The organism is Nonomuraea sp. CX421 (assembly GCF_059358955.1).
In genome coordinates this window covers 425,139-450,254 of sequence record NZ_JCADBK010000004.1, presented here as the reverse complement: position 1 = coordinate 450,254, position 25,116 = coordinate 425,139, and the positions used below count along the sequence as shown (strand labels likewise).

General features: G+C 70.7%; 23 protein-coding genes. 11 read left to right on the top strand and 12 right to left on the bottom strand.

What is annotated here, in order from left to right:
• Window positions 1-2: 2 nt before the first annotated feature.
• Window positions 3-1,019: an RDD family protein gene (locus AC5L3X_RS10815; RefSeq protein WP_494856714.1), complete on the bottom strand. Its 1,017-nt coding sequence runs from the start codon at window positions 1,017-1,019 to the stop codon at window positions 3-5.
• A gap of 51 nt (window positions 1,020-1,070) precedes the next feature.
• Here AC5L3X_RS10815 and AC5L3X_RS10810 point away from each other — a divergent pair, with 51 nt between their 5' ends.
• Window positions 1,071-2,063 carry a stage II sporulation protein M gene (locus AC5L3X_RS10810; RefSeq protein WP_494856713.1) on the top strand — a complete coding sequence of 331 codons (993 nt, stop codon included), beginning with the start codon at window positions 1,071-1,073 and terminating at the stop codon, window positions 2,061-2,063.
• Window positions 2,064-2,146: 83 nt separating this feature from the next.
• On the opposite strand, the gene AC5L3X_RS10805 is transcribed toward AC5L3X_RS10810, so the two are convergent.
• From AC5L3X_RS10805 to AC5L3X_RS10785, 5 genes are read right to left on the bottom strand one after another with little or no spacing between them, the layout of a single operon-like run.
• Window positions 2,147-3,520: a DUF58 domain-containing protein gene (locus AC5L3X_RS10805; RefSeq protein WP_494856712.1), complete on the bottom strand. Its 1,374-nt coding sequence runs from the start codon at window positions 3,518-3,520 to the stop codon at window positions 2,147-2,149.
• Complete coding sequence (locus tag AC5L3X_RS10800) at window positions 3,520-4,494, bottom strand: AAA family ATPase (RefSeq protein ID WP_494856821.1); 975 nt, start codon at window positions 4,492-4,494, stop codon at window positions 3,520-3,522. The genes AC5L3X_RS10805 and AC5L3X_RS10800 overlap by 1 nt, the downstream gene beginning before the upstream one ends.
• The gene (locus tag AC5L3X_RS10795; protein WP_494856710.1) at window positions 4,490-5,665 is read right to left on the bottom strand and encodes a DUF4350 domain-containing protein; all 1,176 of its coding nucleotides are present in this window, start codon (window positions 5,663-5,665) and stop codon (window positions 4,490-4,492) included. The genes AC5L3X_RS10800 and AC5L3X_RS10795 overlap by 5 nt, the downstream gene beginning before the upstream one ends.
• Window positions 5,662-6,279: a DUF4129 domain-containing protein gene (locus tag AC5L3X_RS10790; protein WP_494856709.1), complete on the bottom strand. Its 618-nt coding sequence runs from the start codon at window positions 6,277-6,279 to the stop codon at window positions 5,662-5,664. Before AC5L3X_RS10790 ends, AC5L3X_RS10795 begins: the two co-directional genes overlap by 4 nt.
• A complete protein-coding gene (locus AC5L3X_RS10785) occupies window positions 6,276-7,580 on the bottom strand; it encodes a DUF7847 domain-containing protein (protein WP_494856708.1) in 1,305 nt (434 codons plus the stop codon). The genes AC5L3X_RS10790 and AC5L3X_RS10785 overlap by 4 nt, the downstream gene beginning before the upstream one ends.
• Before the next feature lie 270 nt (window positions 7,581-7,850).
• Between AC5L3X_RS10785 and mtrA the strand changes: the two genes are divergently transcribed.
• From mtrA to AC5L3X_RS10755, 6 genes are all read left to right on the top strand, one after another.
• Complete coding sequence (mtrA, locus tag AC5L3X_RS10780; RefSeq protein WP_189126738.1) at window positions 7,851-8,528, top strand: MtrAB system response regulator MtrA; 678 nt, start codon at window positions 7,851-7,853, stop codon at window positions 8,526-8,528.
• Between the two features lie 19 nt (window positions 8,529-8,547).
• Complete coding sequence (gene mtrB / locus AC5L3X_RS10775; RefSeq protein WP_189126737.1) at window positions 8,548-10,290, top strand: MtrAB system histidine kinase MtrB; 1,743 nt, start codon at window positions 8,548-8,550, stop codon at window positions 10,288-10,290.
• Window positions 10,277-12,040 carry an LpqB family beta-propeller domain-containing protein gene (locus AC5L3X_RS10770; protein ID WP_494856707.1) on the top strand — a complete coding sequence of 588 codons (1,764 nt, stop codon included), beginning with the start codon at window positions 10,277-10,279 and terminating at the stop codon, window positions 12,038-12,040. Before mtrB ends, AC5L3X_RS10770 begins: the two co-directional genes overlap by 14 nt.
• Window positions 12,041-12,080: 40 nt before the next feature.
• Window positions 12,081-12,875: a ComF family protein gene (locus tag AC5L3X_RS10765; RefSeq protein WP_494856705.1), complete on the top strand. Its 795-nt coding sequence runs from the start codon at window positions 12,081-12,083 to the stop codon at window positions 12,873-12,875.
• Window positions 12,876-13,477: 602 nt separating this feature from the next.
• Window positions 13,478-14,128: a ribosome hibernation-promoting factor, HPF/YfiA family gene (hpf, locus tag AC5L3X_RS10760; protein WP_189126734.1), complete on the top strand. Its 651-nt coding sequence runs from the start codon at window positions 13,478-13,480 to the stop codon at window positions 14,126-14,128.
• A 160-nt stretch (window positions 14,129-14,288) separates the two neighbouring features.
• A complete protein-coding gene (locus tag AC5L3X_RS10755; RefSeq protein ID WP_189126733.1) occupies window positions 14,289-14,987 on the top strand; it encodes a response regulator in 699 nt (232 codons plus the stop codon).
• Here the strand turns inward: AC5L3X_RS10755 and AC5L3X_RS10750 are convergent.
• Together AC5L3X_RS10750 and AC5L3X_RS10745 are read right to left on the bottom strand one after the other, a co-directional pair.
• Window positions 14,980-16,179, bottom strand: a complete 1,200-nt coding sequence (locus AC5L3X_RS10750) for a winged helix-turn-helix domain-containing protein (protein WP_494856703.1) — start codon at window positions 16,177-16,179, stop codon at window positions 14,980-14,982. The genes AC5L3X_RS10755 and AC5L3X_RS10750 overlap by 8 nt on opposite strands.
• A gap of 83 nt (window positions 16,180-16,262) precedes the next feature.
• Window positions 16,263-16,523 carry an HGxxPAAW family protein gene (locus AC5L3X_RS10745; RefSeq protein WP_189126731.1) on the bottom strand — a complete coding sequence of 87 codons (261 nt, stop codon included), beginning with the start codon at window positions 16,521-16,523 and terminating at the stop codon, window positions 16,263-16,265.
• 226 nt (window positions 16,524-16,749) lie between these two features.
• On the opposite strand from AC5L3X_RS10745, the gene secA reads away from it, so the two are divergent.
• Window positions 16,750-19,542 (top strand): preprotein translocase subunit SecA, encoded by a 2,793-nt coding sequence (gene secA, locus AC5L3X_RS10740; protein ID WP_189126730.1) that lies wholly within the window; start codon window positions 16,750-16,752, stop codon window positions 19,540-19,542.
• A gap of 134 nt (window positions 19,543-19,676) precedes the next feature.
• Here the strand turns inward: secA and AC5L3X_RS10735 are convergent, their stop codons facing one another.
• The 4 genes from AC5L3X_RS10735 to AC5L3X_RS10720 all read right to left on the bottom strand — a co-directional run bounded on the left by AC5L3X_RS10735 (window position 19,677) and on the right by AC5L3X_RS10720 (window position 23,195).
• Window positions 19,677-20,225: a hypothetical protein gene (locus AC5L3X_RS10735; RefSeq protein ID WP_494856702.1), complete on the bottom strand. Its 549-nt coding sequence runs from the start codon at window positions 20,223-20,225 to the stop codon at window positions 19,677-19,679.
• A gap of 157 nt (window positions 20,226-20,382) precedes the next feature.
• Complete coding sequence (locus AC5L3X_RS10730; protein ID WP_494856700.1) at window positions 20,383-20,814, bottom strand: Rv3235 family protein; 432 nt, start codon at window positions 20,812-20,814, stop codon at window positions 20,383-20,385.
• A gap of 280 nt (window positions 20,815-21,094) precedes the next feature.
• Window positions 21,095-22,420 (bottom strand): PTS transporter subunit EIIC, encoded by a 1,326-nt coding sequence (locus AC5L3X_RS10725; protein ID WP_494856698.1) that lies wholly within the window; start codon window positions 22,418-22,420, stop codon window positions 21,095-21,097.
• Between the two features lie 34 nt (window positions 22,421-22,454).
• Window positions 22,455-23,195, bottom strand: a complete 741-nt coding sequence (locus AC5L3X_RS10720; protein ID WP_189126729.1) for a GntR family transcriptional regulator — start codon at window positions 23,193-23,195, stop codon at window positions 22,455-22,457.
• 126 nt (window positions 23,196-23,321) lie between these two features.
• On the opposite strand from AC5L3X_RS10720, the gene AC5L3X_RS10715 reads away from it, so the two are divergent.
• The 3 genes from AC5L3X_RS10715 to AC5L3X_RS10705 are packed head-to-tail and all read left to right on the top strand — an operon-like array spanning window position 23,322 to window position 25,101.
• A complete protein-coding gene (locus AC5L3X_RS10715; RefSeq protein WP_189126728.1) occupies window positions 23,322-24,356 on the top strand; it encodes an SIS domain-containing protein in 1,035 nt (344 codons plus the stop codon).
• A 50-nt stretch (window positions 24,357-24,406) separates the two neighbouring features.
• Window positions 24,407-24,643: a PTS sugar transporter subunit IIB gene (locus AC5L3X_RS10710; RefSeq protein WP_189126727.1), complete on the top strand. Its 237-nt coding sequence runs from the start codon at window positions 24,407-24,409 to the stop codon at window positions 24,641-24,643.
• An 11-nt stretch (window positions 24,644-24,654) separates the two neighbouring features.
• A complete protein-coding gene (locus AC5L3X_RS10705) occupies window positions 24,655-25,101 on the top strand; it encodes a PTS sugar transporter subunit IIA (RefSeq protein WP_494856696.1) in 447 nt (148 codons plus the stop codon).
• Window positions 25,102-25,116: the final 15 nt, after the last annotated feature.

Sequence of the window (25,116 nt, the reverse complement as noted above, 5' to 3'; positions counted from 1 at the left end):
CGTCACTGGGGTGGCGCGAACCCGCCCGGAGTCGTCCGAGGCGGCTCCGGGGCGGGCCGCCCGTCGTAACGGGAGTCCGGCACCCCCTGCCCGGCCCGAGGGTGGGGGGCGGCCGGGGGCCGGCCCGCAGAGGATGCCGCCTCCGGTCCGCCCGCCGAAGAAGCAGGTTGCGGCCAGCCGGTCGAAGGGCCGGGGGGTGGCCAGCCCGCCGAAGGGCCAGGTTGTGGCCGGCCCGCCCAGGGGCCGGACGGGGGAGCCGCCGGGCCGTCGCCCGCCCGCCGCGCGAGACGTACCTGGTCGCGCCTGCGACGCTCGGCCAGGACGGCGCTCAGGTAGGCGTGCGGCGGCACCCCGGACGGCGCGGCGGGCGAGACGAACGCGGCGACCTGCGTCGCGATGCGCACGCCCATCTCGTGCCGGATCTGCGGCGACAGCTGGTGCCAGCGGATGATGTACTGCCGGGCGGCCGTCGCCAGCCCCTCGGGCAGCTGCGACAGCTCCAGCGTCGCGGCCCAGGCGGCCAGCTGCGGCGGCATCCAGATGAGCTGACCCGCGTCACGCGGCCCCCGGTCGGAGATCACGATCGTGCCCGCGAAGATGTCACCCAGCCGCTTGCCCCGCTGCGAGACAAGTGACGAGATCAGCGCGGGCGCCCCGGACAGCATCCAGAACTCCATCACCCCGGCCAGCCCCCGGAACAGAGCCTGCCTGAACCGCTCCGGACTGCCGTCGTCGCTGACCACCCGCAGCCCCAGCGCGAGCTTGCCCAGGCTGCGCCCGCCGCTGAGCGACTCGAAGATCACCGGGTAGCCGACCGTCACGAGCACGACCGCCATGATCGCCACCGCCGCGAACATCGCCGGGTCGCTGATCACGGAGAACGCCTCCAGCACGGTGAAGGCGCCGATCAGCACAGTCCACTGGACCGCCAGGTCGATGGCGAGCGCGACGGCCCGGGACGGCATCTGCGCCACCCGCACCTCGACGACGACCGCGTCTCCGGTCACAACCTCTGACATACGTGGAGCCTAACGGCAATGACCCGCTGATCGAGCGGCCACAATGGTCGGGTGGACATCGATGCGTTCGTCGCCGCACACCGCCCCGTATGGGACAGGCTGGATCACCTCATCAAACGCCGCTCGTCGCTGACCGGGGCCGAGGTCGACGAGCTGGTCGACCTCTACCAGCGGGTGTCCACCCATCTGTCCATCGTCCGCTCGGGCTCGACCGACGCGATGCTGGTCGGCAGGCTGTCCGCGCTGGTCGCCCGGGCCAGGTCGGCGGTGACCGGGGCGCGCACTCCGGCCTGGCGGGAGCTGGTCAGGTTCTTCACGGTGTCGTTTCCCGTGGTGGCCTACCGGGCCAGGTGGTGGTGGCTGGCCACCGGGGCGGCGTTCGTGGCGGCGGGCTGGGTGATGGGGGCCTGGGTGGCGGGCGACCCCGCCGTGCAGGCGTCCATCGCCTCGCCCGAGGAGATCACCCAGCTCGTAGAGCACGACTTCGCCGACTACTACTCGGAGAATCCCGCCGCCTCCTTCGCCAGCCGCGTCTGGGTGAACAATGCCTGGGTGTCGGCGCAGGCCATCGTCTACGCGATCTTCATGGGGCTGCCGATCCCCTACCTGCTCTGGTCCAACGCGGCGAACGTCGCCGTGTCCGGCGGGCTGATGGCCTCGCGCGACAAGCTCGACATCTTCTTCGGGCTGATCATGCCGCACGGGTTGCTGGAGCTCACTGCGGTTTTCCTCGCGGCGGCCGTCGGCATGCGGCTGGGCTGGACCGTCATCGACCCGGGGCCGCGCAGGCGGGTCGACGCGCTGGCCGAGCAGGGCCGGGCGGTGATGAGCGTGGCGCTGGGGCTGGTCGTGGTGTTGTTCGTGTCGGGATTGATCGAGGCGTTTGTCACGCCGTCGGGCCTGCCCACCTGGGCGCGCATCGGCATCGGGGTGCTCGCCGAGGCGGTGTTCCTGGTGTACGTGGTGGTGTTCGGGCGCCGGGCGATGCGTCAGAACGAGACCGGCGATCTGGAACGCGCCCCTGACCTGGCCCCCACCGCCTGACGTCCGCGCCCCTACCTGTGGCCCCACCGTCTGACGTCCGCGCCCCCGACCTGTGCCCCACCGCGTGACGCCGGCGGTCACGGTCAGAGGCGGCCGGCGGCCTTCAGCGCCAGGTAGGCGTCGGCCAGCGCGGGAGCGATGTCGTCCGGCGGCGCGTCGACCACCTCGACGCCGTGGCGGCGCAACCGCGCGGTGACCCGCCTGCGATCCAGCCGGGCACGCTCGGCGGCGGCCGCGTCGTAGACCTGCTCCGCCGAGGCCCGCTGGGCGGCCATGGCGGCCACGCGCGGGTCGGAGACGGCCGCGACCAGCAGCAGATGCCGCGAGGAGAGCTGGGGCAGCACCGGCATCAGGCCCTCGTCCAGCGACGCCGAGTTGAGGTCGGTGAGCAGCACGACCAGGCAGCGCCGCTTGGCCCGTGACAGGATCGCGGCGACCATCGCCTGCGAATCGGCCTCGACCAGCTCCGCCTCGATCGGCGCCATCGCGTTGACCAGCGAGGCCAGCAGCTCGGTGCGCGAGGCGCCGCTCACCCAGGCCCGCACGGTCCGGTCATGGGCCAGGAAGTCGACCTGGTCGCCGGCCCGGGCGGCGAGCGCGGCGAGCAGCAGCGCGGCGTCCATCGACCAGTCGAGTCGCGGCCAGCCCGGCACCGGGCGCGGGTCGGGCCTGACCAGCAGGCCGCCGCCGTTGGCCTGGGCCCCGGCCAGCGGGACCGGCGCGTCGCCCACCCGGCCCGCCGAGGTGCGGCCGGTGTCGAGCACGATGAGCACCCGCCGGTCCCGCTCGGGCCGCCAGGTGCGGACGACCACGTCGTGGCGTCTGGCCGTGGCCCGCCAGTCGATCGACCGCACGTCGTCGCCCACCACGTACTCGCGCAGCGAGTCGAACTCGGTGCCCTGGCCGCGTACGAGAGCGGGGTGCCGGCCGTCGAGCTCGCGCAGCCGGGCCAGCCGGGAGGGCAGGTGCTTGCGCGACAGGAACGGCGGCAGCACCCGCACCGACCAGGGCGCCCGGTGGCTGCCCTGGCGGGCGGCCAGGCCGAGCGGCCCGAGCGAGCGCACGGTGACGGCCACGGAGGCGCGGTCGCCGCGCCGGGTGGGATCGAGCGTCAGCACCAGCCTGCGCCGCTCGCCCGCGGGCACGTCGAGCGGCAGCACACGCGGCGAGGCCCCGGCCGAGGGTGGCCAGGCGTCCCTGAGCGCGCCGCGCACCCGCCTGCCGCCGGGGTTCTCCACGACCAGCTCGACCTCGGCCCGCTGGCCGAGCCGGATCAGCCGGTCGCCCGAGCGGTGGAAGCGCAACGGCCGGACCGCGCCCGCGAACGCTAGGTCCACGAGGATCGCGGCGGCCAGCAGCAGGCAGACCCCGGCCAGCGCGGCGCCCGGTTGGGGCGCGAGCAGCACCACCACGATGCCGAGCGCGGCGACCAGCGCGGCGCGTCCCGTCAGAGCCATCAGCGCGGAACCGGGACCGAGGCCAGGATGCCGTCGAGCAGGCCGTCAGCGGTGGCGCCCTCAAGCTCCGCCTCGGGCCGCAGCTGCACCCGGTGCCGCAGCGCGGGCCGTGCCAGCGCCTTGACGTCGTCGGGTGTGACGTAGGAGCGGCCCGACAGCCACGCCCACGCCCGGGAGGCGGCCAGCAGCGCGGTCGCGCCACGGGGCGAGACACCCAGCTGCAACGACGGAGAGCTCCGGGTGGCCCGTGCCACGTCCACGATGTAGCCGAGCACCTCGGCCGCCACGTGCACCTGCGCCACCGCCGCGCGTCCCGCGGCCAGGTCCATCGCGGTGGCGACGGGCTTGATCTCGGACAGGTCACGCGGGTCGAAGCCACGCGCGTGCCGGTCGAGGACGGCGATCTCCTGCTCGCGCGGCGGCAGCGGCACGGTCAGCTTGAGCAGGAACCGGTCGAGCTGGGCCTCGGGCAGCTGGTAGGTGCCTTCGTACTCGACGGGGTTCTGCGTCGCGCACACCACGAACGGGTCGGGCAGCATGCGGGCGTCGCCCTCGACGCTGACCTGCCGCTCCTCCATCGCCTCCAGCAGCGCGGCCTGTGTCTTCGGCGGGGTGCGGTTGATCTCGTCGGCGAGCAGCAGATTGGTGAACACCGGCCCCTCGCGGAACTCGAACCGGGCCGTCTTGGCGTCGTAGATCAGCGAGCCCGTGACGTCGCCGGGCATCAGGTCGGGCGTGAACTGCACCCGCTTGAAGTCGAGCGCGAGCGCCGCCGACAGGGTGCGGACCATCAAGGTCTTGGCCACGCCGGGCACGCCTTCGAGCAGCACGTGCCCCCTGCACAACAGCGCGATGACCAGCCCGGTCACCACCGCGTCCTGGCCGACTACGGCCTTGGACACCTCGGTGCGGAGCGCCGCGAGCGCGGCCCTGGCCGACTCGCTCTGGCCCGTCAGGTGGGTGGTCTCGTCAATGTTCACTGACCGTCCTTTCGATCGCGTCCAAGTATCCGGCCAGGGCGACGAGCCCGGCGTCGTCGACCGGAGCGGGGCCGTACAGTGCGGCGCCGACCTGCTGCGGGTCCTGCCCGGTCCGTACGGCGAGCGCGGCCACGACCTCGTGCCGCTCGGCGCCGGAGCCCAGGCCGAGCCGGGGCGTGACGCGGTCGATCGTGCCGGCCCGCAGCGAGTCGGCCGCCCTGGCCCTGGCCCGCCTGGCCCGGTAGAGCCGGCCGCGCCCCTCGACCGTCTCGGCGGCCCGGACCACGACCGGCAGCCGTTCCATCACGACGGGGCCCAGCCGCCTGCCCCGCCACAGGGCGACGAGCAGTACGGTGATGGCCGCCATGCCCACCGCCCACGGGATGCCCGGCGGCATCAGGTCGTAGACGCTCTTGCCCTCGGGCCCCGCCAGGTCTCCCACGGCCGGCTGGTCGGGCTCGACCAGCCAGGTGACGGCCTTGGCGGTGCCGAGCAGGTTGAGGGCGAGCGCGGCGTTGCCGTCCTCGGACAGCCGCAGGTTGCTCATGAACTCGCCGCTGCCGACGACCGTGATGGTGCCGCCCGCGTGGAGGTAGCTGACCAGGCTCCATCCCTTGCCGGCGGGGTAGCAGCCGGTCGAGCCGGGTGGGCCGGTGAGCACCGGGCCGCCGATGAACACGCTGCCGGCGGCGGTCGCGGCGGGCAGCGGGCATTCGGGCTCGCGCGAGCGTTCGCGGGAGCCGCCGGGCAGGTCGCGCACCCCGGGAGCCAGCTCGGTCAGCTCGGGATTGCCGACGATCACCCGGTCGCCCGGGACGCGGGCCAGCGCGGGATCGTCCGCGAACCAGGTGGCGGTGACCAGCAGCAGCCGGCCGGGCTCGGTGGCCTTGGCGACGGCCGCCTCGACGGAGTCGACCCGGTCGACGGTGACGCCGCGGCCGCGCAGCAGCTGGGCCAGCGCCTTGGAACCGGCCAGGGAGGTGTCGGCGGGATCGAGCGGGCGCGACTCACCCTGTTCGGGGCTGAACAGGGTGATGAGGACGCCGACCGCCAGGATGACCAGGCCGAGCGCCACCGCCGCCCGGCCGGTCCGCCAGACGGAGCGCACGGTGGGGGAAGTGGAGTGGGACCCCTGGGTCTCGCCGGGGCGCAGGTCGACGCTCACGCCGTGCCTCCCAGCGGCACCGGCCTGGCCAGGCGGAGCCGTTCGTCGAGCCCGGTCATGGTGTCGTAGGCGGCCCTGGTGCCGGGCTCGCCGCCGTAGGTGACGTCGTCGAACGATCGCGCGGCGGCGGCGAGCTCGCCGGCGAACCCGGGCAGCGCCTGGCCCGCCTCGGCGGCCAGCTCGTCGGCGGTGCGTCCGGGCATCCCGTCGACCAGCGCGCGTTCCTCGAGGTCGCGGGCGATGGCGCGCAGGCGCTCCTGGATAGCCTCGGTGTAGCGCCCCTCGGCGGCGTGGGCCTCGGCCGCCAGGCGGTGCTCGGCGGCGGTGAGCCGACGCTCGTCGAAGAGGGCCGCCTGCCCCGCCGAGTTGCGGCGGGAGGTCCTGCGGAGCTGCCACGCGACCAGCACGATCACGCCGACGATGATCAGTGTGATGATCACGGCGGCGATGACGCCGCCGGTGGTGCCGCCACCGCCGGCTGCGTCGAGCAGGTCGCCCAGAAGCTGGCTGGCCCAGCGGTAGATCCGGTCGAGCAGCGGCTCGTCGGCGTATTCAGCCCTGAGAAGCTCCGCCGCGGCCTGGCCCGCGGCCTCCTCCCTGCCGATCGGGCTCACGATCCGAAGGAGCCCGTGGGACTCGCGGACTCCGGCGAACTAGCGGAGCCCGCGGAGTTGGACGGGTGCCAGAGCTCGTCGGCCGAGGCGTGCACCCAGCCCTGGCGCTGGTGCTCGATCGCGGCGGTCTGCAACACCAGGTCGAAGGCCTCGCTACGCATTCGCCGGTCGGCGTAGAGCAGGCCCGCCACCCCGGCCTCGAACGGGTAGGTGATCATGGCGCCCAGCGTGGCGCCGACGGTGATCAGGACCCCGGCCGCGATCGTGGCTCCCAAGCTCTCGCCGAGCAGGCCGAACAGCGAGCCGATGAGGCTGAACGGGATCTCCAGGATGCCCGCCACGAAGATGACGATCACCAAGGTGAGCAGCAGGATGCCGAAGACCCGCCAGAAGTCGCCGGTCACCAGGTGCCAGGAGCGGCGCATCGCGTCGATCGGCCCCCTGCCCTCGAGCACCACGGCCGGCGCCGCGAACGCGAACCACGCCTTGAAGACCAGCGCGTAGCCCAGGTAGAGGATGAACCCCACCAGCGTGACGGCCACCACCGCGGCCTGGCCGCCGGACGACTCGGCCGCACCGGACACGATCATGGCCGCGATGATCCCGCCCAGGACGAGGACGGGCACGAGCATGATGACGGCCATCAGCCCGACCACGCCGAAGAGCGCGGGAGCCCGTCCCCGGGTGAGCCGCCACGCCTCGCCCGCGGTCACGGTGCCGCCGAAGACGGCCCGGCCGAGGATCCGGGTCAGCACCCCGGTCAGCAGGGTCACCACGACGAAGCTGATCGCCATCGACACGAACAGCCCGCTGTACTGGGCGACCAGGCTGCCGTACATGCCGGAGGGGTCGGCCGGGGTCGACGGGTCGAGGCTCGCCCTCAGCGAGTCGAACGAGAACATCTGCCCCACGGCCACCGGGACGGCGCCTAGCAGGGCCGCGACGGCCGACAGCCCGAGCACCGCCTTGGGGTTGGACCGGATCAGCTTGATGGTGCCGTCGAGGATGTCACCGAGGCCGAGGGGACGCAGCGGGATGATGCCCGGGCGCAGCGCGGGCGGGTGCGGCATGGGCCCGTAGCCGGGCGGCCCGTAGCCCGGTGGTGGCTGCTGGGGGTAGGGCTGCTGAGGGTAGGGGGGATGGGCGTGAGGTGCGGGCCCCTGCTGGGCGGCGCCCTGGGGCGGGTCCTGCTGGAGGCCGGGCGCGGTCCACGGCGAGGCCTGCGGAGCGCCGTAGGGCGGGGGCTGCTCGGCCGCCCAGCCGGGTGGCGTCTCGGGCGTGGAACCGTGACCGTCTGACATATCCCAATCCTGGCATGCGAGACGGGCCCTTGGTGTCAGGCAGGGCATTCGCCGACTCACCTTGCCCACATTCCACGGCGAATCGGGTCAAGGGACTCATCTGGGGGATGGCAGAAAGTTGGTCCGTTACCGCAGACTGTGGTTGCGGTCCTGGCTGGGAGCTTAAAATTCGCCTTTTGTAGGTCTCATGTCCCACACATGAGTCCACCAAGGGTAACCTTCAGCGATCGTGCGGGTATGTCCCACAATGCGTAGAACGAATGAGGGGCCATGAAAGGTCGCGTGCTGGTCGTCGACGACGATGCCGCTCTCGCCGAGATGCTTGGCATCGTGTTGCGCGGAGAAGGCTTCGAACCATCCTTTGTCTCCGACGGCGACAAGGCCCTCGACGCGTTCCGGGATACACGCCCGGACCTGGTCCTGCTCGACCTGATGCTGCCGGGGGCCGACGGCATCGACGTCGCACGCAGGATCAGGGCGGAGTCGGGGGTTCCGATCGTCATGCTCACCGCCAAGAGCGACACGATCGACATCGTGCTCGGCCTCGAGTCGGGGGCCGACGACTACATCGTCAAGCCGTTCAAGCCGAAGGAGCTGGTGGCGCGGGTGCGGGCGCGGCTGCGCCGCACCGACGAGCCCACCCCCGAGATCCTGCAGATCGGCGACATCACCATCGACGTGGCCGGCCACTCGGTCAAGCGCGGCGAGGAGACCATCAACCTGACGCCGCTCGAGTTCGACCTGCTCGTCGCGCTGGCCCGCAAGCCGCGCCAGGTGTTCACCCGTGAGGTGCTGCTGGAGCAGGTCTGGGGCTACCGGCACGCGGCCGACACCAGGCTGGTCAACGTACACGTGCAGCGGCTCAGGGCCAAGATCGAGAGGGACCCGGAGCACCCCGAGATCGTGGTGACGGTCCGCGGCGTCGGCTACAAGGCCGGACCGGCCTAGCCTTCGCCCCCTCCCCGCCATGCCGCCGCCGAAGACGAAGCGTTTTCGCCGCCGGACCCTCCGCCAGATCCTCGGCGGCGTCCGCCGGCGGGCGCGTCGTGCGGCGGGCACGGTGCGGCGCGTCTGGCGGCGCTCGCTCCAGCTCCAGGTCGTCACCAGCACGCTGGTCATCTCCGTGACCGTGGTGGTCGTGCTGGGCGTCTTCCTGTCCGACCAGATCAACAAGTCGGTCATCACCGGCCGCCAGGACGCGGCCGCCGGCGAGGCCTTCGCCGACCGCGTGCAGATCGCCGACGCGCTCAACCAGGAGCTCGACGACCAGGCCAAACCCGCCTCCGGCAAGAACGCCCCCGCCGACCCGCTCGACGCCGTCATGGAGACCATCACGGGCTCCGGCGACGACGGCTCGAAGAAACGCTACGAGGTGCTGATCCTCAACCCGGCCAGCCCCGGCAGGTCGCGTGCCTCGGGCAACGTGATGCCGGCGAACGTGCCCGAGCCGCTCCAGCAGTGGCTGCACCGCCAGGTCGAGAAGGTCCCCAACGACAAGCCCTACCTGCACAAGGCGTACATCAAGTTCACCGGCGAGAGCCAGTCCAGGCTCACCCTGGTCATCGGTGGCCTGGTCAGCGTCGACGGCGGCGCGACCTACGAGGTCTACCACTTCTTCCCGTTCAGCGAGGAAGAGCAGATGCTGTCCAACGTCCGGCTGGCCATCGTGGTGGTCGGCTTCGGGCTCGTGCTGCTGCTCGCCGCGATCGCCTCGCTGGTCACCCGCCAGGTCGTGAGCCCGGTGCGGCTGGCGCGGCAGGCCGCCGAGCGGCTGGCCTCGGGCAAGCTCGACGAGCGGCTCAGGGTGCGCGGCGAGGACGACCTGGCCCGCCTGGCGGCCTCGTTCAACGAGATGGCCGGCAACCTGGCGCTCAAGATCCACCAGCTGGAGGAGCTGTCGCAGGTCCAGCGGCAGTTCGTCTCCGACGTCTCCCACGAGCTGCGCACCCCGCTGACCACCGTGCGCATGGCCGCCGACCTGCTGTACGACGCCCGCGAGGACTTCGAGCCGATGGCCGCCCGCTCGGCCGAGCTCATGCAGGCCCAGCTCGAACGGTTCGAGTCGATGCTGGCCGACCTGCTGGAGATCAGCCGCTACGACGCCGGCGCCGCCACGCTCGACCTCGACTCGGTCGACGTGCGTGACGTGGTGCTGCGCGCGATCGGCGACTCCGAGGCGCTGGCCGAGCGCCACAACACCCGCTTCGAGCTCAGGCTGCCCAACGAGCCGTGCATGGCCGAGGTCGACAACCGCCGCGTCGAGCGCATCCTGCGCAACCTGCTGTTCAACGCCATCGAGCACGGCGAGGGCAAGGACGTCGTGGTGACCGTGGGCGCCGACCGTGACGCCGTGGCCGTCGCCGTACGCGACCACGGGATCGGGCTGAAGCCGGGCGAGGAGACCCTGGTGTTCGACCGGTTCTGGCGCGCCGACCCGTCGCGGGCCAGGACCATCGGCGGCACCGGGCTCGGCCTGGCGATCTCCCGCGAGGACGCCACGCTGCACGGCGGCTGGTTGCAGGCGTGGGGCCAGCCGGGGGAGGGCACGCAGTTCAGGCTGACGCTGCCCCGGGAGGCCGGCGCCGATCTCAAGGGCTCGCCGCTGTCGCTGGTGCCGCCGGAGATCGAGATGCGCCGCACCTGGCGCGGGCAGATGACGCCGGTGCTGCTGCCGGCGACGGGGGACGGAGCCGGCCATGACGAGGACTAGCCGGCTCGGCGCCGCCCTGGTGCTCGCGGCCGCCGTGGCGTGCGCGGGGTCGGGCTGCGCGGTGATCCCCGTCGGAGGGCCGTTCCCCGTGGAGGAGGCCGGCGGAGGCGACCTGAGCAAGCCGTTCCAGCGCATGATCGCGGTCTCGCCCCGCGACGACTGGAGCCCCCAGCAGGTGGTGCAGGGGCTGCAGGCCGCGATGGCCGCCTACGCCGACGACCCCGAGGTGCTGCCCGGCTACCTGACGGGCGAGGCAGCGAAGACCTGGCGGCCGGACGGCCCGGTCACCGTGATCGGCAACACTCCCAAGTACGAGTACGTGGGCAAGGGCGACGGCAAGGAGGTCCGCATCAGGCTGATCGGCACCCCGGTCGCCCGGATCGAGGACGACGACACCTACGTGCCCATCTCGGGCGCGCAGCCCCAGCGGATCGACTTCCTGCTCCTGCAGAACGAAAAGGGCGCCTACCGCGTCACGTCGATGGAAGGCGGCTCCGGCCTGCTGCTCACGCAGGACGACGTGAGCCGCGCGTACCGGCCGACGAGCCTCTACTACCTGGCCGGACCGCCCGGCGTGGCCGACCCGGCGACCGACCGGCGGCTGGTGGCCGACCGGGTGCGGCTGCGCGTCAAGCCCACGGAGAACTTCGCCGAGACCATCGTCAGACGCCTGCTCCAGGGCCCGAGCAGGGCTCTGTCGGGCGCGGTCGGCAGCGTCTTCCCGCAGGGCCTGAGCGTGAGGTCGGTCCGCTCGGCCGACGACCGTGTGGTGGTCAACCTGAGCGGCCCGATCGACGCCGGCGGCGTCTTCGCCGACGGGCTCAAGGCCCAGCTGAAGTGGAGCCTCAACGCCAACAACGTGGCCAACGGCCGGATCATCGAGGTGCAGCTCGACGGCGAGCCGTTCTTCTCGTCCGAGGCGCTGACGATCCCCGCCATCCTGCGCGAGGAGTGGCTGGACAACGACGTCCGCCCCGCCTACTACACGAGCAAGGGGGCGGTCCACTCGCTGAACGACGACGGCGCGGGCAACGCCGTCCAGGGCCCCGCCGGTCAGCCGGGCGAGACCTACACGAACCTGGCGATGTCCGGCGGCGGCGATCTGATCGCGGGCAAGCACCAGGGCGGTGGCGGCATCTGGGTCACCCGCGTCGCCCCGGACGGCCGGTGGGAGCAGTGGATCCCCGGCAACGAGCTCACGGCCCCGTCCTGGCATCGCGACGGCACCCTGTGGACCTACGACAAGGCCGCCGGAGCCGTGCTGCGCTGCGATGTGACGGCCGGTCGCGGCCCCGAGCGCGTCGCCGCGCCCGGCCTGGACAACCTCGACGTCACCCGGCTCCGGATCGCCAGGGACGGCGTCCGGGTCGCGGTGACCATCGGCGAGAACCAGGTCATGATCGGCGCGATCACCAGTGGGGCCGGCGCCACGATGCTGGGCAACTTCCAGACGCTGACCACGGTCAAGGACGAGGAGATCAGGGACATCGCCTGGCGAGACGGCGAGCGGCTGCTGGTGCTCGTGCAGAGCAACGCCGTACAGAGCGTCAGGGAGATCAACATCGGCGACGGCGAGACCACGCAGCTTCCCACGGGCAACAAGGGGCTCAAGAGCCTCACCGCGCTGAGCGACCGCGTCCTCGCCGCCACGCAGGACGGCGGCGAGGTCCTCGAGTTCAAGCGCGAGTCGCAGGCCTGGACGTCCAAGGTGGAGTCCGACGCCGACAGCCCCCTCTTCCCCCTGGGCTGACGCGCCGGAAACCGTCGGTGACGGTGGGCATGCTGGCGGTGTGCTGACTGCCCTGCTGGATCTGCTCCTGCCGCAGCCGTGCGTGGGCTGTGGCGTGAGGGGCGCCCCGCTCTGCGACCGCTGCCAGGAGGGTCTCTTCGCCGACCCGGCGCGCCGCTCGCCCAGCCCGCGCCCGCCGGGGCTGCCCGAGTGCTGGTCGGCGGCCGACTACGCGGGTCCCGTCCGGCGGGCCATCGTCTCCTACAAGGAACGGGCTCAGGTGGCGCTCGCCGCGCCCCTGGCCGACGCGCTGGCCTTCACCGTGGCCTTCGGGATGACTTCCGGGATGCCCGCCGGGATGCTCGCCGGGGTGGCAGCCGGGATGCCCGCTGGGGTGGCGGCCCGGGTGTCCGCCGCGATGGCAACTGGGGTGCTCGCCGGGATGCCCGGCCGCCCAGGGGCGGGCGGGTTCACGCTGGTGCCGGTGCCGAGCGCGCGCCGCACCCGCCGGGCGAGGGGGCATGACCCCGTCGGGCGGCTGGCCGCGCTGACCGCCGCCCGGCTTGGGCGGCTCGGTCATCGGGCAGAGGTGCGCCACGTGCTGGCCCCGGCCCGGCGCGTGGCCGACCAGACCGGTCTGGGCGCCGCGGGCCGGGCCGCCAACCTGGCCGGCTCGCTGCGCCTGGCCGGGCCCGTCGACGGTCCCGTGGTGCTGGTGGACGACCTGGTGACCACCGGTTCCACCCTGGCCGAGGCCGCCAGGGCACTTCGCGCGGGCGGCGCGCCGGTGCTCTTCGCCGCGACGGTGGCGGCGACACGCCGAAGATCTCAAGAAGGATACGGTGACCCTCTGTGAAGAAAGATCCAATGAGAGGTGGTCGCCAGAACGTGATATATCGCTCACCTCTGGACGCTGACCGACCAGCTCAGCGTCCATCGATCCCATGCCCATACGGGGTGCTCCGTATCAACCGGTGCACCCTTCACCCCCGTAACAAAGTACGAAAATCACGGAAAGTGATCATTTGGGGGTTTGTCCGGCTGACATCAGCCGCCGAGGAGAGATAGCGTTCAGACATGGCACCCGTTCGGGTCCGTGGTTGCGCAGGGTCGGGGCTCCCGGCTCTGCTAGCCGATGCCAGCCGCAGGCGAAACGGTCCACGTAAGGCGACTCTTTGTCGATCGAGCACGGTGCGGCTTAGGGGTAAGTCCTGCCTCCCCGAGGGTCCAGATGTCCCTCGTCAGGAGAGAAGGGCAGTAGTGGCGACAGAGCTGCGAACCCCTCAGCAGGCGGATGTGGGGTCGAAGACCAGGTCGGCCGGGCGGGTGCCACCCGAGATCCCGGTGACGCGACGTCGGAAGAGGGTACCGGTGAGAGAAAGGCAAGTAAAAGGCCCCGTCCGGCAGGCGCATCGTCGGGCGCTCGTTCTCAGTCGTTAGACGAAGGGGGGCTGTTGTATGGACATCATCGTCAAGGGCCGGCACACAGGAGTGAGCGATCGGTTCCGAGACCACGTGACGACCAAGCTGGCCAGGATCGAGCGCCTGGACAGCAAGCTCATCCGAGTCGATGTGGAGGTGTCCAAGGAGCGCAACCCGCGACTCGCCCAGCAGCGCGAGCGCGTGGAGCTGACCATCCACTCCCGGGGGCCGGCGATCCGTGCCGAAGCCTCCGCCGATGACCGATTCGGCGCTCTCGATCTGGCCCTCGACAAGCTGGAAGGCCGCATGCGCAGGCTCGCCGACCGGCGCAAGGTGCACCATGGCAACCACGCCCCGCCCTCGGTGGCGGAGATCACCGCGACGCTGCCCGACGTCGCCGATCTGACGCCCAGCGAGACCAAGCCGGTCGAGCCCGAGGAAGACGAGCTGCCGGACGACAGGCAGTACGACGACATCGTCCCCATCGAGATGGACGGGGACGGCCCCCTCATCGTGAGGGAGAAGTTTCACAAAGCCGATCCCATGACCATCGACCAGGCCCTCCTCGAGATGGAGCTGGTCGGCCACGACTTTTACCTGTTCCGCGACAAGGAGAGCGGCCAGCCGTGTGTCGTGTACAACCGGCGTGGCTACAACTACGGCGTGTTGCGGCTCGTAGAGCCCTGATACGGTCTTAAAAGATCTTCTCGACCACCCGAGAACCGTGGCACCCGTGCCATCATGGCGGTTCGACGGCTCTGGCCCCCCGACGAGGAGGAGACGTGAGCGAGCTCAGTCAGGTGATGGGCGAGCGAACCGAGGTCGCGAGGCGGATCAAGGAGGCCTCGTGACAGAGTCCAGCGAGACCGGCGCGCCGAGTGGCGAGCCCATCCGTGTGCTGATCGTCGACGATCACGAACTGATCAGGCGGAGCCTGGCACTGGCGCTGGCGGCCGAGCCGGATATCGAGGTGGTCGGTGAGGCGAGCGACGGGCAGGAGGCGGTCGAGGCGGCCGATCGCCTCATGCCCGACGTGGCGCTGATGGACGTGCGGATGCCCCGGCAGGACGGCATCGAGGCGACGAAGGGCATCAAAGCCTCGGTGCCGAGCACCCGGATCATCATGCTGACCGTCAGCGACGAGGAGGAGGACCTGTTCGAGGCCATCAAGGCCGGCGCGACGGGCTACCTCCTCAAGGACGTTCAGATCAACGACGTGCCCGCCGCGGTGCGTGGGGTGCACGAAGGGCAGTCGCTCATCAACCCGGCCATGGCCGCGAAGCTCATCAGTGAGTTCGCGAACATGAGCCGCAAGGAGAGCGAGCGGCCGCCCCAGCTGCCGGTGCCCAGGCTGACCGACCGCGAGATGGAGGTGCTCCGTCTGGTCGCCAAGGGCATGAACAACCGCGAGATCGCCAAGCAGTTGTTCATCAGCGAGAACACCGTGAAGAACCACGTCCGCAACATCCTGGACAAGCTCCAGCTGCACTCGCGCATGGAGGCCGTGGTCTACGCGGTGCGCGAGCGCATGCTGGAGATCACCTGACGCCGGCCGCCAGGTGGGCGGCGAGCTCCGGGTCGGCGCGCTCGACTCGTACGGCGTCGCACCCCACCCAGTCGGCGGCCGACCAGAGGGCGTCGCCGATCGCGCCGGCCCACTTGGCGGCGCTGAGCCCGGGTTCGAGGCTGACCTGCCGGGCGACCAGGGTGGTGCCCTCGCGCGCCGGGTCGACCCGGCCGATCAGCCGGCCGCCGGCCAGCACCGGCATGGTGAAGTAGCCGTGGACGCGCTTGTGCTTGGGCACGTAGAGCTCCAGCTGGTAGGCGAAGCCGAAGACCCGCTCGGTGCGTCCGCGGTGCCAGATGAGCGAGTCGAACGGTGACACGAGCGTCGTGCGGTGCCGGCCGCGGGGCTGGGACTCCAGGGCGGCGGGATCGGCCCACGCGCCCGCCTGGCCCTTCTTGGCGGGCCAGCCGGCGACGTTCACGGGCACCAGCCCGGCGGCGCCGCTGAGCAGGCTCTCGTCGAGCATCGCGGCGTGGCGGCCCTTGAGCCGCAGGAAGTCGATCAGGTCGCCCCGGGTCGCGACGCCCAGCGAACGGCCCGCGACACGCGCGAGCCGCAGCACGCATTCCTCGTCGGAGAGCTCCTCGGCCAGGAGGTCGGCGGGCACCACCCGTTCGGCCAGGTCGTAGACGCGGCGCCAGCCGACGCGGCGGGTGCAGACCAGCTCGCCGATGTCGAGCAGCCACTCCAGACCGATCTTGGAGTCGGACCAGTCCCACCACTCGCCGGTCGAGCCGTCGGCCTTGACGGGGCGCGCGCCGCCCACGTCGGCGGTCGTCACCGGGCCGGAGTCGCGGACCTGCCGCAGCAAGAGGTCCACGTGGTCGGGGACCTCGTGCCAGCGGTAGCGGCGCTCGCGGAAGGCGCGGCGGCGGAACGCGTAGAGCGGCCAGTGCTCGATGGGCAGGATGCAGGCGGCATGGCACCAGTATTCGAAGCTCTGAGCGGGGTTGTGCCAGTAGGCGCGCTCGACCTTGGGGCGGCTGACCGCGCCCAGCCGGGCGTAGGCGACCAGCTCGTGGGAGCGGGCGACGGTCGAGATCGTGTCGAGCTGGACCGCGCCGAGTCTGCGGAGCATGCCGTGCACCCCGCCTCGCCGGACGTCAGCTCCGAGCAACCCCTGCGCCCACAGGATGATCCGGCGTGCCTCGTCGGCCGTCAGATCGGACATTGCGCTGATTTCGTACGGCAAAGCATGCCGCGCATGCTAGCGGCGGGCACCGACAGAACGCGATGCCCGCCGCCGGCCCGGAATCAGCGGTGGTCTTCGACCGACATCCCCACGCGGGGCGCGTCGACCACGACATCGGTGAAGATGTCGAAGACGAGTGCCAGGATCCCGCCGACGACCAGCAGGCCGACGCCGACCCAGATCAGGGTCCAGCTCGCCATGGTCATCCCGAACCCAGCGACGATGAAGGCGATCAGCATGACCGTGACGGCGAGCCACGAAGACGCGCGTCCGCCGTGACTGCCCAGATTCTCGGTCTGTTCCGTCTTCGTGCCTTCAACCATGACAAAATCCTTCCCTTGCCGGATATCCCGCCATTTGGTGCGAGCCGGCTGTCAACCGGCATACCCTCTGCCTAGGGCCCCATTCTCCCAGACTCGTTCGGCGCCCACGATGTCGCGGTGGCTGTGTCCGCTGGCGGAACCGCCTACCATGGCAACGGGGAAGTTTGTCTCGGCCTCTCCTCCTGGCGGCGCCGCCGGGGTAGACCTGCGAGGAGCTTTACATAAAGTGGTAGCCATTCTCGACAAGATCCTGCGTGCCGGCGAAGGCAAGATCCTGCGCAAGCTCAAGAGGATCGCAGACCAGGTCAACTCCATTGAGGACGACTTCACGAGCCTGTCCGACGCGGAGTTGCGCGCCCTGACGGACGAATACAAGCAGCGCCACGCCGACGGTGAGTCGCTCGACGACCTGCTTCCCGAGGCGTTCGCCACCGTGCGCGAGGCGGCCCGCCGCGTGCTCGGCCAGCGGCCCTTCGACGTGCAGATCATGGGTGGGGCCAATCTCCACATGGGCAACATCTCCGAGATGAAGACCGGTGAGGGCAAGACGCTCACCTGCACCCTTCCCGCCTATCTCAACGCCCTGTCCGGCAAGGGCGTCCACGTGGTCACGGTCAACGACTACCTGGTCAAGGTCGGCGCCGAGAACATGGGGCGCGTCTACCGGTTCCTCGGTCTCGAGGTCGGCATGATCCTGTCGGGGCAGCCGTCCGAGGAGCGCCGCCGGCAGTACGAAGCCGACATCACCTACGGCACCAACAACGAGTTCGGCTTCGACTACCTCCGCGACAACATGGCCTGGTCGCTCGACGAGTGCGTGCAGCGCGGCCACAACTTCGCGATCGTCGACGAGGTCGACTCCATCCTCATCGACGAGGCCCGCACGCCGCTGATCATCTCCGGTCCCGGCGAGCAGTCCGGCAAATGGTATGCCGAGTTCGCCAAGATCGTGCCCCGCCTGCGCAAGGGCGTCGAGGCCAAGAACCCCGGCGAGGAGAGCACCGGCGACTACGTCGTCGACGAGAAGAAGCGCACGGTCGGCATCCTCGAATCGGGCGTCGCCAAGGTCGAGGACTGGCTCGGCATCGACAACCTCTACAAGCCCGAGCACACCCACCTGGTCGGCTTCCTGAACAACGCGCTCAAGGCCAAGGAGCTGTTCAAGAAGGACAAGGACTACATCGTCTCCGACGGCGAGGTCCTGATCGTCGACGAGTTCACCGGCCGAGTGCTGCACGGGCGCCGCTACAACGAGGGCATGCACCAGGCGATCGAGGCCAAGGAGAGCGTGAAGATCAAGGACGAGAACCAAACTCTCGCCACGATCACCCTCCAGAACTACTTCCGCCTCTACACCAAGCTGTCCGGCATGACCGGCACGGCCACCACCGAGGCCAACGAGTTCCACCAGACCTACAAGCTCGGCGTGGTGCCCGTCCCGACCAACCGGCCGATGATCCGCAAGGACCAGGCCGACGTCGTCTACAAGACCGAGGACGCCAAGTTCAACGCGGTCGTCGAGGACATCAAGGAGCGCTACGAGAACGGCCAGCCCGTCCTCGTCGGCACCACCTCGGTGGAGAAGTCCGAGCGGCTGTCCAAGGCGCTCAAGCGCCGCGGCGTGCCGCACGAGGTGCTCAACGCCAAGAACCACGCGCGTGAGGCTGCGATCGTGGCCGAGGCGGGCCGCAAGGGCGCCGTCACCGTCGCCACCAACATGGCCGGCCGTGGCACCGACATCATGCTCGGCGGCAACCCCGAGTTCCGCGCCGACCTCGAGCTGCGCCAGCGCGGGCTCGACCCGCTCGAGACGCCCGACGAGTACGAGAAGGCCTACCCCGAGGCGCTCGAGAAGGCCAAGGCGGCGGTCAAGACCGAGCACGACGAGGTCACCGAGCTCGGCGGCCTCTACGTCCTCGGCACCGAGCGCCACGAGTCGCGCCGCATCGACAACCAGCTGCGCGGTCGTTCCGGCCGCCAGGGCGACCCGGGCGAGTCGCGCTTCTACCTCTCGCTCGGTGACGACCTGATGCGTCTGTTCAACTCGGCCAGGGTCGAGATGATCATGACCAGGCTCAACATCCCCGACGAGCAGCCGATCGAGTCCGGCATCGTCTCCAAGGCCATCGCCTCCGCCCAGCACCAGGTCGAGACCCAGAACTTCGAGATCCGCAAGGACGTTCTGAAGTACGACGAGGTGATGAACCGCCAGCGCAAGGTCATCTACGCCGAGCGCCACCGCGTCCTGGAGGGCGCCGACCTGCACGAGCAGGTGCAGGGCTTCGTCGGCGACGTGATCGACGGCTATGTCGCGGGCGCCACGGGCGAGGGCTTCGCCGAGGAGTGGGACCTCGAGAAGCTGTGGAAGGCGTTCAGCGAGCTCTACCCGGTCACGCTCACGATCGACAACCTGATCGAGCAGGCCGGCGGTCGCGAGGAGCTCAGCGCCGACTTCATCTCCGAGAAGGTCAAGAAGGACGCGCTGGAGGCCTACGCCAGGCGTGAGGAGCAGCTCGGCCCGGAGGCGATGCGCGAGTTCGAGCGCCGGGTGATCCTGTCGGTTCTCGACCGCAAGTGGCGCGAGCACCTCTACGAGATGGACTACCTGCGCGAGGGCATCGGCATGCGGGCCTACGCGCAGAAGGACCCGCAGATCGAGTACCAACGCGAGGGCTACGAGATGTTCTCCGCGATGCTCGAGGGCATCAAGGAGGACTCGGTCGGCTTCCTGTTCAACATGGAGGTCGAGGTCCAGGAGAACCCGATCGTCGAGGAAGAGGACGCGATGGTGGCGGAGACCCGCTCGATCATCGCGCGCGGGCTGCGCGGGCCTGAGCGTCCCGCGGAGCTCGAATACTCCGCCCCCGGCGAGCAGGGTGACGTCGAGCACACCAGGGTCCGCACCAGTCAGGCCGAGCGGGCCGCCTACGGCAACGTCGAGCGCAACGCCCCGTGCCCCTGCGGCTCGGGCAAGAAGTACAAGCGCTGCCACGGCGACCCCAAGCACGCCCAGTCCTGATCCGGAGACGGCCCCGCCCACCTCGAGGCACCGTCGGCGAAGTAGATCAGTAAGTAGCGGCCCCATGATCACAAGCGTGATCATGGGGCCGCTGTTGTCGTTCTTGCTCGTCGATGGAGTCGGCACACCTGGCTTCAGCCCGTGCGGTAACCCTGGGCGAACTCCCACCCGGGGTACGCGCCGGAGAGCCGGGCACCGTGCCGGTCCCAGTCGCCGGCGGGCAGCTTCTCCGGCCCCTGGATCGTGATTCGCCCGGACCGGATGGTGAATCCCCAGGAAAATCCCGTGACTGCGCACACTGTCCGTGTCGCCAGGTCGGGTGAGTAGCACAGGAAGCTGTGCGCCACCCAGACCAGGTCGTCGCGCGTGTCACGGGAGGGGCCGTCGAACAGCGTCGGCTGTACGCCGAAGAAAGCGTAGGGCACGTTGAGATCGCCGTAGAAGCCCAGCGGGTCGGGATCGAACCCGTCCTCACCCGACTCGCCGTCCGTGCTGCTGACGAGTTGCACCCACCCCATCAGCCCCTCATAGCCCCGTCCGGGGTGCTCGATGACGGCGGTGCAGGTAGCCAGATCGCGGGCGCCGCTGGGAAAGCGACAGCCCAGGGCCTCTGGATCGTCGTTGGGCGCGACCTCGATCGCGACCGTGCCGTCCTTACCGCGCATATGGAAGGAAAGGCGCATGGTCGCGATCTTAGCCAACCGCCAGGTGACGACCCCAGAGGACAGCAGTGATCAACGGGCCAGATCACGTTCACCTCCTTCGCCAACGGTGTCCCTCGACGGGCGGGGCCGTTCCCTGCTCGCGGCCGGTGCGCGGTGCCTCCCGGGGCCGGCGGGCTCAGGCGGTTTCGACGTCGGTGACCAGCCACTGGACCCCGCGCCGTTCGAGCCGGACGGCGAGGACATGGCTGCGGTCGCCGCAGTGCACCAGCAGGCACATCTCCACGGCTCCGTCCCTCGGCTCCTTCACGTGCGGCACCCCGGCGAACGGCGGTCTGCGGGACTCGATCATCCGGCCCGCCCGGACGAGCTCACGGTAGGCCTGGTCGGTGAGCCGTTCGGCGACGGTCTCGGGCGGGCGCCTGCCGGTGAGCACCTCGGCCAGCGCCTGACCGAGCAGCCGCAGCCGCCGCTCGTCGGGGATCGAGCCCGGCGGGCCCCACACGAGGGGGCGTGGCTCCAGGGCGAGTGCTCCGCGCACCTGCGGGACCTGCTCGGGTCGTGGGTCGGACGGCTCGGGGACGGGAGTGACGCGGGACAGCGCTGACATGGGCCCTCCAAGGGCATCCGGGGGGATGGGAAAGCGATACAAGGAGTTTTCGGCCCGGCCGCCAGATACGCCGGTCGCCAACTTTCCCGCGTTCGCCACCGTCCCGGCCGCATTGGTGGAGAAGATCACCTTGACCTGGATCGGGCATCCGCCGCCGTCTTCCGTGTTTCGGTCCGCCACGCCGAGGGGCCGGTCTGTCCCCAACCCGTTTCGGCCCGTGTCACCCACCTGCGTCGCACGGCCTGGGTGCTCGGGAGGCTCACGACCGGACGGTCAGGGGTCAGGTCTCAGGGGTGCGGGCCTCGCCCGAGTCGACGTCGGGCTCCGGCTCACGGCCCGGCGTAAGGATGTCCAGCCTGCGGATCAGGAAGCTGAACACCACGTAGTAGACGACCCCGTAGACCACGCCGAGCAGGAGGATGCCCGGAAGGTTCTGGGTGTTGGACTTGCTGGCGTTGAGCAGCATGTCGAGCAGACCGGCGGAGAAGCCGAAGCCGAGCTGGCCGCCGATCAGCGTGGTGAGCGCCATCGCGAGGCCGGTCAGTACGGCGTGCACGACCAGCAGCAGAGGCGCCACGAAGATGAAGGCGAACTCGATCGGCTCGGTGATGCCGGTGACGAGCGAGGCCAGGGCGGCCGAGAGCATGATGCCGCCCACCGCCGGACGCCGGTGCTGGGGAGCGGCCCGCCACATCGCGAGCGCGGCGGCCGGCAGCGCGAACATCATGATCGGGAAGAAACCGGCCATGAACTGCCCGGAGTGCTCGGCGCCGCCGAAGTAGCAGTTCCAGTCGCCGCCGAGGACCCGTCCGCCGACCTCGCACTGCGGTACGACGTGCCAGACGATCGAGTTGACGAAATGGTGCAGCCCGAGCGGGATCAGCAGCCGGTTGACCAGGCCGTAGATGCCGGTGCCCAGGGGACCGAGAGTGGTCAGCGCCTCGCCCGCGTGGCCGATCCATTCGCCGAGGATCGGCCACACCCAGCCGATGAGCACGCCGAGCAGGAGCGCCACGATCGCGGTGACGATGGGCACGAACCGCCGACCACCGAAGAACGCCAGCCACGACGGCAGCTTGATCCGGTGGAACCGCTGCCAGAGCAGGGCGGTGACCAGGCCCATCAGGATGCCGCCGAGCACCTTGGTGGGGTTCTGCATGCCGTAGTTGACGATCTCCACGATGCCCTGGTCCTGGACCTGCCTGAGCAGGACGGTCTCCCTGATCCCGGAGCCGAAGAACATCACCTTGGTCACCCGGTCGAAGACCAGGTAGCCGACCACCGCGGCGAGCGCGGTCGTACCGTCGGACTTGCGCGCGAACCCGATCGCCACGCCCACGGCGAACAGCAGGGGCAGGTTCTCGAACAGCGCGGCTCCCGCGGCGGCCAGCACCTCGGCCACCTGGTTCATCCACGCGAACCCGGCCACGTCGGCCAGGCCGCCCGGCTCGGCGCCGTTGGAGCCGAGCATGTCGGGCTGGCCGAAGCGGAGCAGCAGCGCGGCAGCCGGCAGCGCGGCGATGGGCAGCATGAGGGAGCGGCCCAGGCGCTGGAGCACGTTCATCACGCGTGCGAACGGCGAAGGCCTGGCGGTGGTCTCGTTCACCGGGCGTTCCTCCGGGGGAATGGGAGTCGGGCCCTCAGCCCCGTCGAGCGGGCATTTCCAGGATGGTACGCAGCTGGTAGCGGTCGGCGCGGTAGGTGGAGACGCCGAGCTCGGCACAGACGCCGCCGGAGAACGACCGGCGCTGGAGCAGGAGCACGGCGCCGCCGCGCGGCAGCTTCAGCAGGTCGGCGTCGCTGGGGTCGGCGATGCCGCCGTCGATGGTGAGCTCGCCCGCGTCCATGACCAGTCCGTAGCGAGTCTCCAGCAGGGAGTAGAGCGATCTGCCGGACAGGTCGTGCTCGGCGAGGTCGGGGGCCAGCTTGACCGGGATGTGCGCCCGCTCGATCGACAGCGGCTCGCCGTCGGCGGTGCGTAGACGCTCGATGAAGTGCACTTCCTCGCCGGGCTGGATGCCCAGCTCCTTGGCCAGGTGGGCGCTGGCGCGCACGATCCTGCGGTCGAGGTCGCGCGAGCCCGGCGCCATGCCACGGGCCCGCATGTCGTCGGTGAACGAGGTCAGCTGGAGAGACAGCTCGATCTTGGGCCGGGCGACGAAGGTGCCCTTGCCGGGGACCCGGTGCAGTCTGCCTTCGGACACCAGGTGGTCGACGGCCTGGCGCACGGTCATGCGGGACAGGCCGAACCGCTGGCAGAGCTCGCGCTCGGACGGGATCGCCGCGCCGATGCTGAGCTCGTCGCTGTCGATGAGATCCAGCAGGATCTCGCGGAGCTGGAAGTACTTGGGCACCGGGCTGTCCGGATCGATGTGCGCCACGGATCCTCCCCTCGATCGGACGTGGGCAATGGGCTATGGTTCGTACTGGTCTAGTCCGGACTAGACCACCACATCTCGGAAAACAGGGTCAAGTCCGAACGGTAACGATTGAAGGATGAGCGCCACATGACGACCAAGATGCGCAGCGAGATCGCCGAGCAGCCCGCGGCGCTGCGCGCCACCCTCGACTCCCTGCTTCCCCGGGTCGGTGAGGTGAGGGAGCTGGGCGAGCGGACCCGTCAACTGTTGTTCATCGCGCGTGGCACCTCCGACAACGCCGCAGTCTACGGACGCTATCTGGTGGAGTCGCACGCCGGGCGGCTGGCCGGGCTCGCCGCCCCGTCCATCGCGACGACCTACCGGCGCCGGCTTGACCTCGACGGCGTGCTGGCCGTGGCGATCTCCCAGTCGGGCCGGACCGAGGAGATCGTGGAGACGCTGCACTGGGCCAGGGACTGCGGCGCGAAGACCGTCGGCATCACCAACGGCGGTCCGGACAGCCCGCTCGCCCAGGCCGCCGACGTGGCTCTGTGCACGGTCGCCGGCGAGGAGCAGGCGGTGCCGGCGACCAAGACCTACACGACGCAGCTCGCCGCGCTCGCCGTGCTCGCGCTCGGGCTGGGCGCCGACGTTGACGCGGCGGACCTCCAGCGGGTTCCCGAGGCGGTCGAGAAGCTCATCGGCGACCCCGGTGACCTGGACGCGGTGGTCGAGGGGCTGGCCGACAAGCACGGCGCCGTCGTCTCCGCGCGCGGGCTGGCCTTCTCCACCGCCCTGGAGACCGCGCTCAAGCTCAAGGAGGCCTGCTACCTGCACGCCATGGGCCTGTCCTACGCCGACCTGCTGCACGGGCCGATCGCGGTCGTCGACGCCGAGACCCCGGCGGTGCTGGTCGCCTCGGAGAACAGCCCGACCCTGCCCGGCACGGTGGCCCTGGCCGAACGGGTCGTGGCGGCCGGCGCGGCGGCGTACACGATCGGTGGGGGAGCCGAGCTGGCGCGGGCGGGCACGGCCGCGCTGAAGGGCCCCGACCTGCCCGAGTGGGTCGCGCCGATGGGCCTGATCGTGCCGGGGCAACTGCTCACCGAGGCGCTGGCCAGGAGGCTCGGCATCGACCCCGACGCGCCGCGCGGGCTGAACAAGGTGACGCAGACCGACTGATCGGGGAGTGTCGTTTAGCCTGATCGAAGCGTGAGGACGAGGAGGATCGGATGGCGGCGGACGTCAACGCGATCATCGCCGGGCTCGGAGGCGTCGGCAACATCATCGACATCGAACCGTGCATCACCCGGCTGCGCACCGAGGTGCACGACGCCTCCAAGGTCGACCAGGCGGCCCTCAGGGCGGCAGGGGCCCACGGGGTGATGGCCGCGGGCAACGTGGTGCAGGTCGTCGTGGGACCCGAGGCCGACACGATCGCCAGCGACATCGAGGACATCATCGGCTAGAGGGCGAGACCATGACGACTGTTCTCGCTCCGGTGGAGGGGGCGGCTGTGGGGCTGGCGGCCGTGCCGGATCCGGTCTTCTCCGCGGGCATGGTGGGGCCTGGCACGGCGATCGACCCGCTGAGGGAGCCGGGCAAGGCCGTGGCCCCCATCGCCGGAAAAATCATGAAACTGCATCCACATGCCTACGTCATCGTGGGGGACGACGGCAGGGGGGTGCTGGTGCACCTCGGCATCGACACGGTCCAGCTCAAGGGGGAGGGCTTCACCTTGCTGGCCGCCGAGGGCGATCGGGTGCGCGCGGGCCAGCCCGTGGTGGCCTGGGATCCGTCGGTCGTCGAGGCTGGGGGCCGCTCGCCCGTCTGCCCGGTCGTCGCGCTCGACGCGGTGGCCGGGTCGGTGTGGGGTGTGGCAGCAGGAACCGTACATGTAGGGGATGAGTTGTTCCGATGGCATTAAAAGTGGCTTTAGACA

Bases quoted from the DNA above. Each gene is read 5' to 3' on its own strand.
- AC5L3X_RS10710 (WP_189126727.1), top strand. From the start codon at position 24,407: ATGGCGGCGGACGTCAACGCGATCATCGCCGGGCTCGGAGGCGTCGGC.
- AC5L3X_RS10715 (WP_189126728.1), top strand. From the start codon at position 23,322: ATGACGACCAAGATGCGCAGCGAGATCGCCGAGCAGCCCGCGGCGCTG.
- AC5L3X_RS10735 (WP_494856702.1), bottom strand. From the start codon at position 20,225: ATGCGCCTTTCCTTCCATATGCGCGGTAAGGACGGCACGGTCGCGATC.
- AC5L3X_RS10745 (WP_189126731.1), bottom strand. From the start codon at position 16,523: ATGGTTGAAGGCACGAAGACGGAACAGACCGAGAATCTGGGCAGTCAC.
- hpf (WP_189126734.1), top strand. From the start codon at position 13,478: ATGGACATCATCGTCAAGGGCCGGCACACAGGAGTGAGCGATCGGTTC.
- AC5L3X_RS10785 (WP_494856708.1), bottom strand. From the start codon at position 7,580: ATGTCAGACGGTCACGGTTCCACGCCCGAGACGCCACCCGGCTGGGCG.
- AC5L3X_RS10750 (WP_494856703.1), bottom strand. From the start codon at position 16,179: ATGTCCGATCTGACGGCCGACGAGGCACGCCGGATCATCCTGTGGGCG.
- mtrA (WP_189126738.1), top strand. From the start codon at position 7,851: ATGAAAGGTCGCGTGCTGGTCGTCGACGACGATGCCGCTCTCGCCGAG.
- mtrB (WP_189126737.1), top strand. From the start codon at position 8,548: ATGCCGCCGCCGAAGACGAAGCGTTTTCGCCGCCGGACCCTCCGCCAG.
- AC5L3X_RS10705 (WP_494856696.1), top strand. From the start codon at position 24,655: ATGACGACTGTTCTCGCTCCGGTGGAGGGGGCGGCTGTGGGGCTGGCG.
- AC5L3X_RS10730 (WP_494856700.1), bottom strand. From the start codon at position 20,814: ATGTCAGCGCTGTCCCGCGTCACTCCCGTCCCCGAGCCGTCCGACCCA.
- AC5L3X_RS10815 (WP_494856714.1), bottom strand. From the start codon at position 1,019: ATGTCAGAGGTTGTGACCGGAGACGCGGTCGTCGTCGAGGTGCGGGTG.
- AC5L3X_RS10770 (WP_494856707.1), top strand. From the start codon at position 10,277: ATGACGAGGACTAGCCGGCTCGGCGCCGCCCTGGTGCTCGCGGCCGCC.
- AC5L3X_RS10805 (WP_494856712.1), bottom strand. From the start codon at position 3,520: ATGGCTCTGACGGGACGCGCCGCGCTGGTCGCCGCGCTCGGCATCGTG.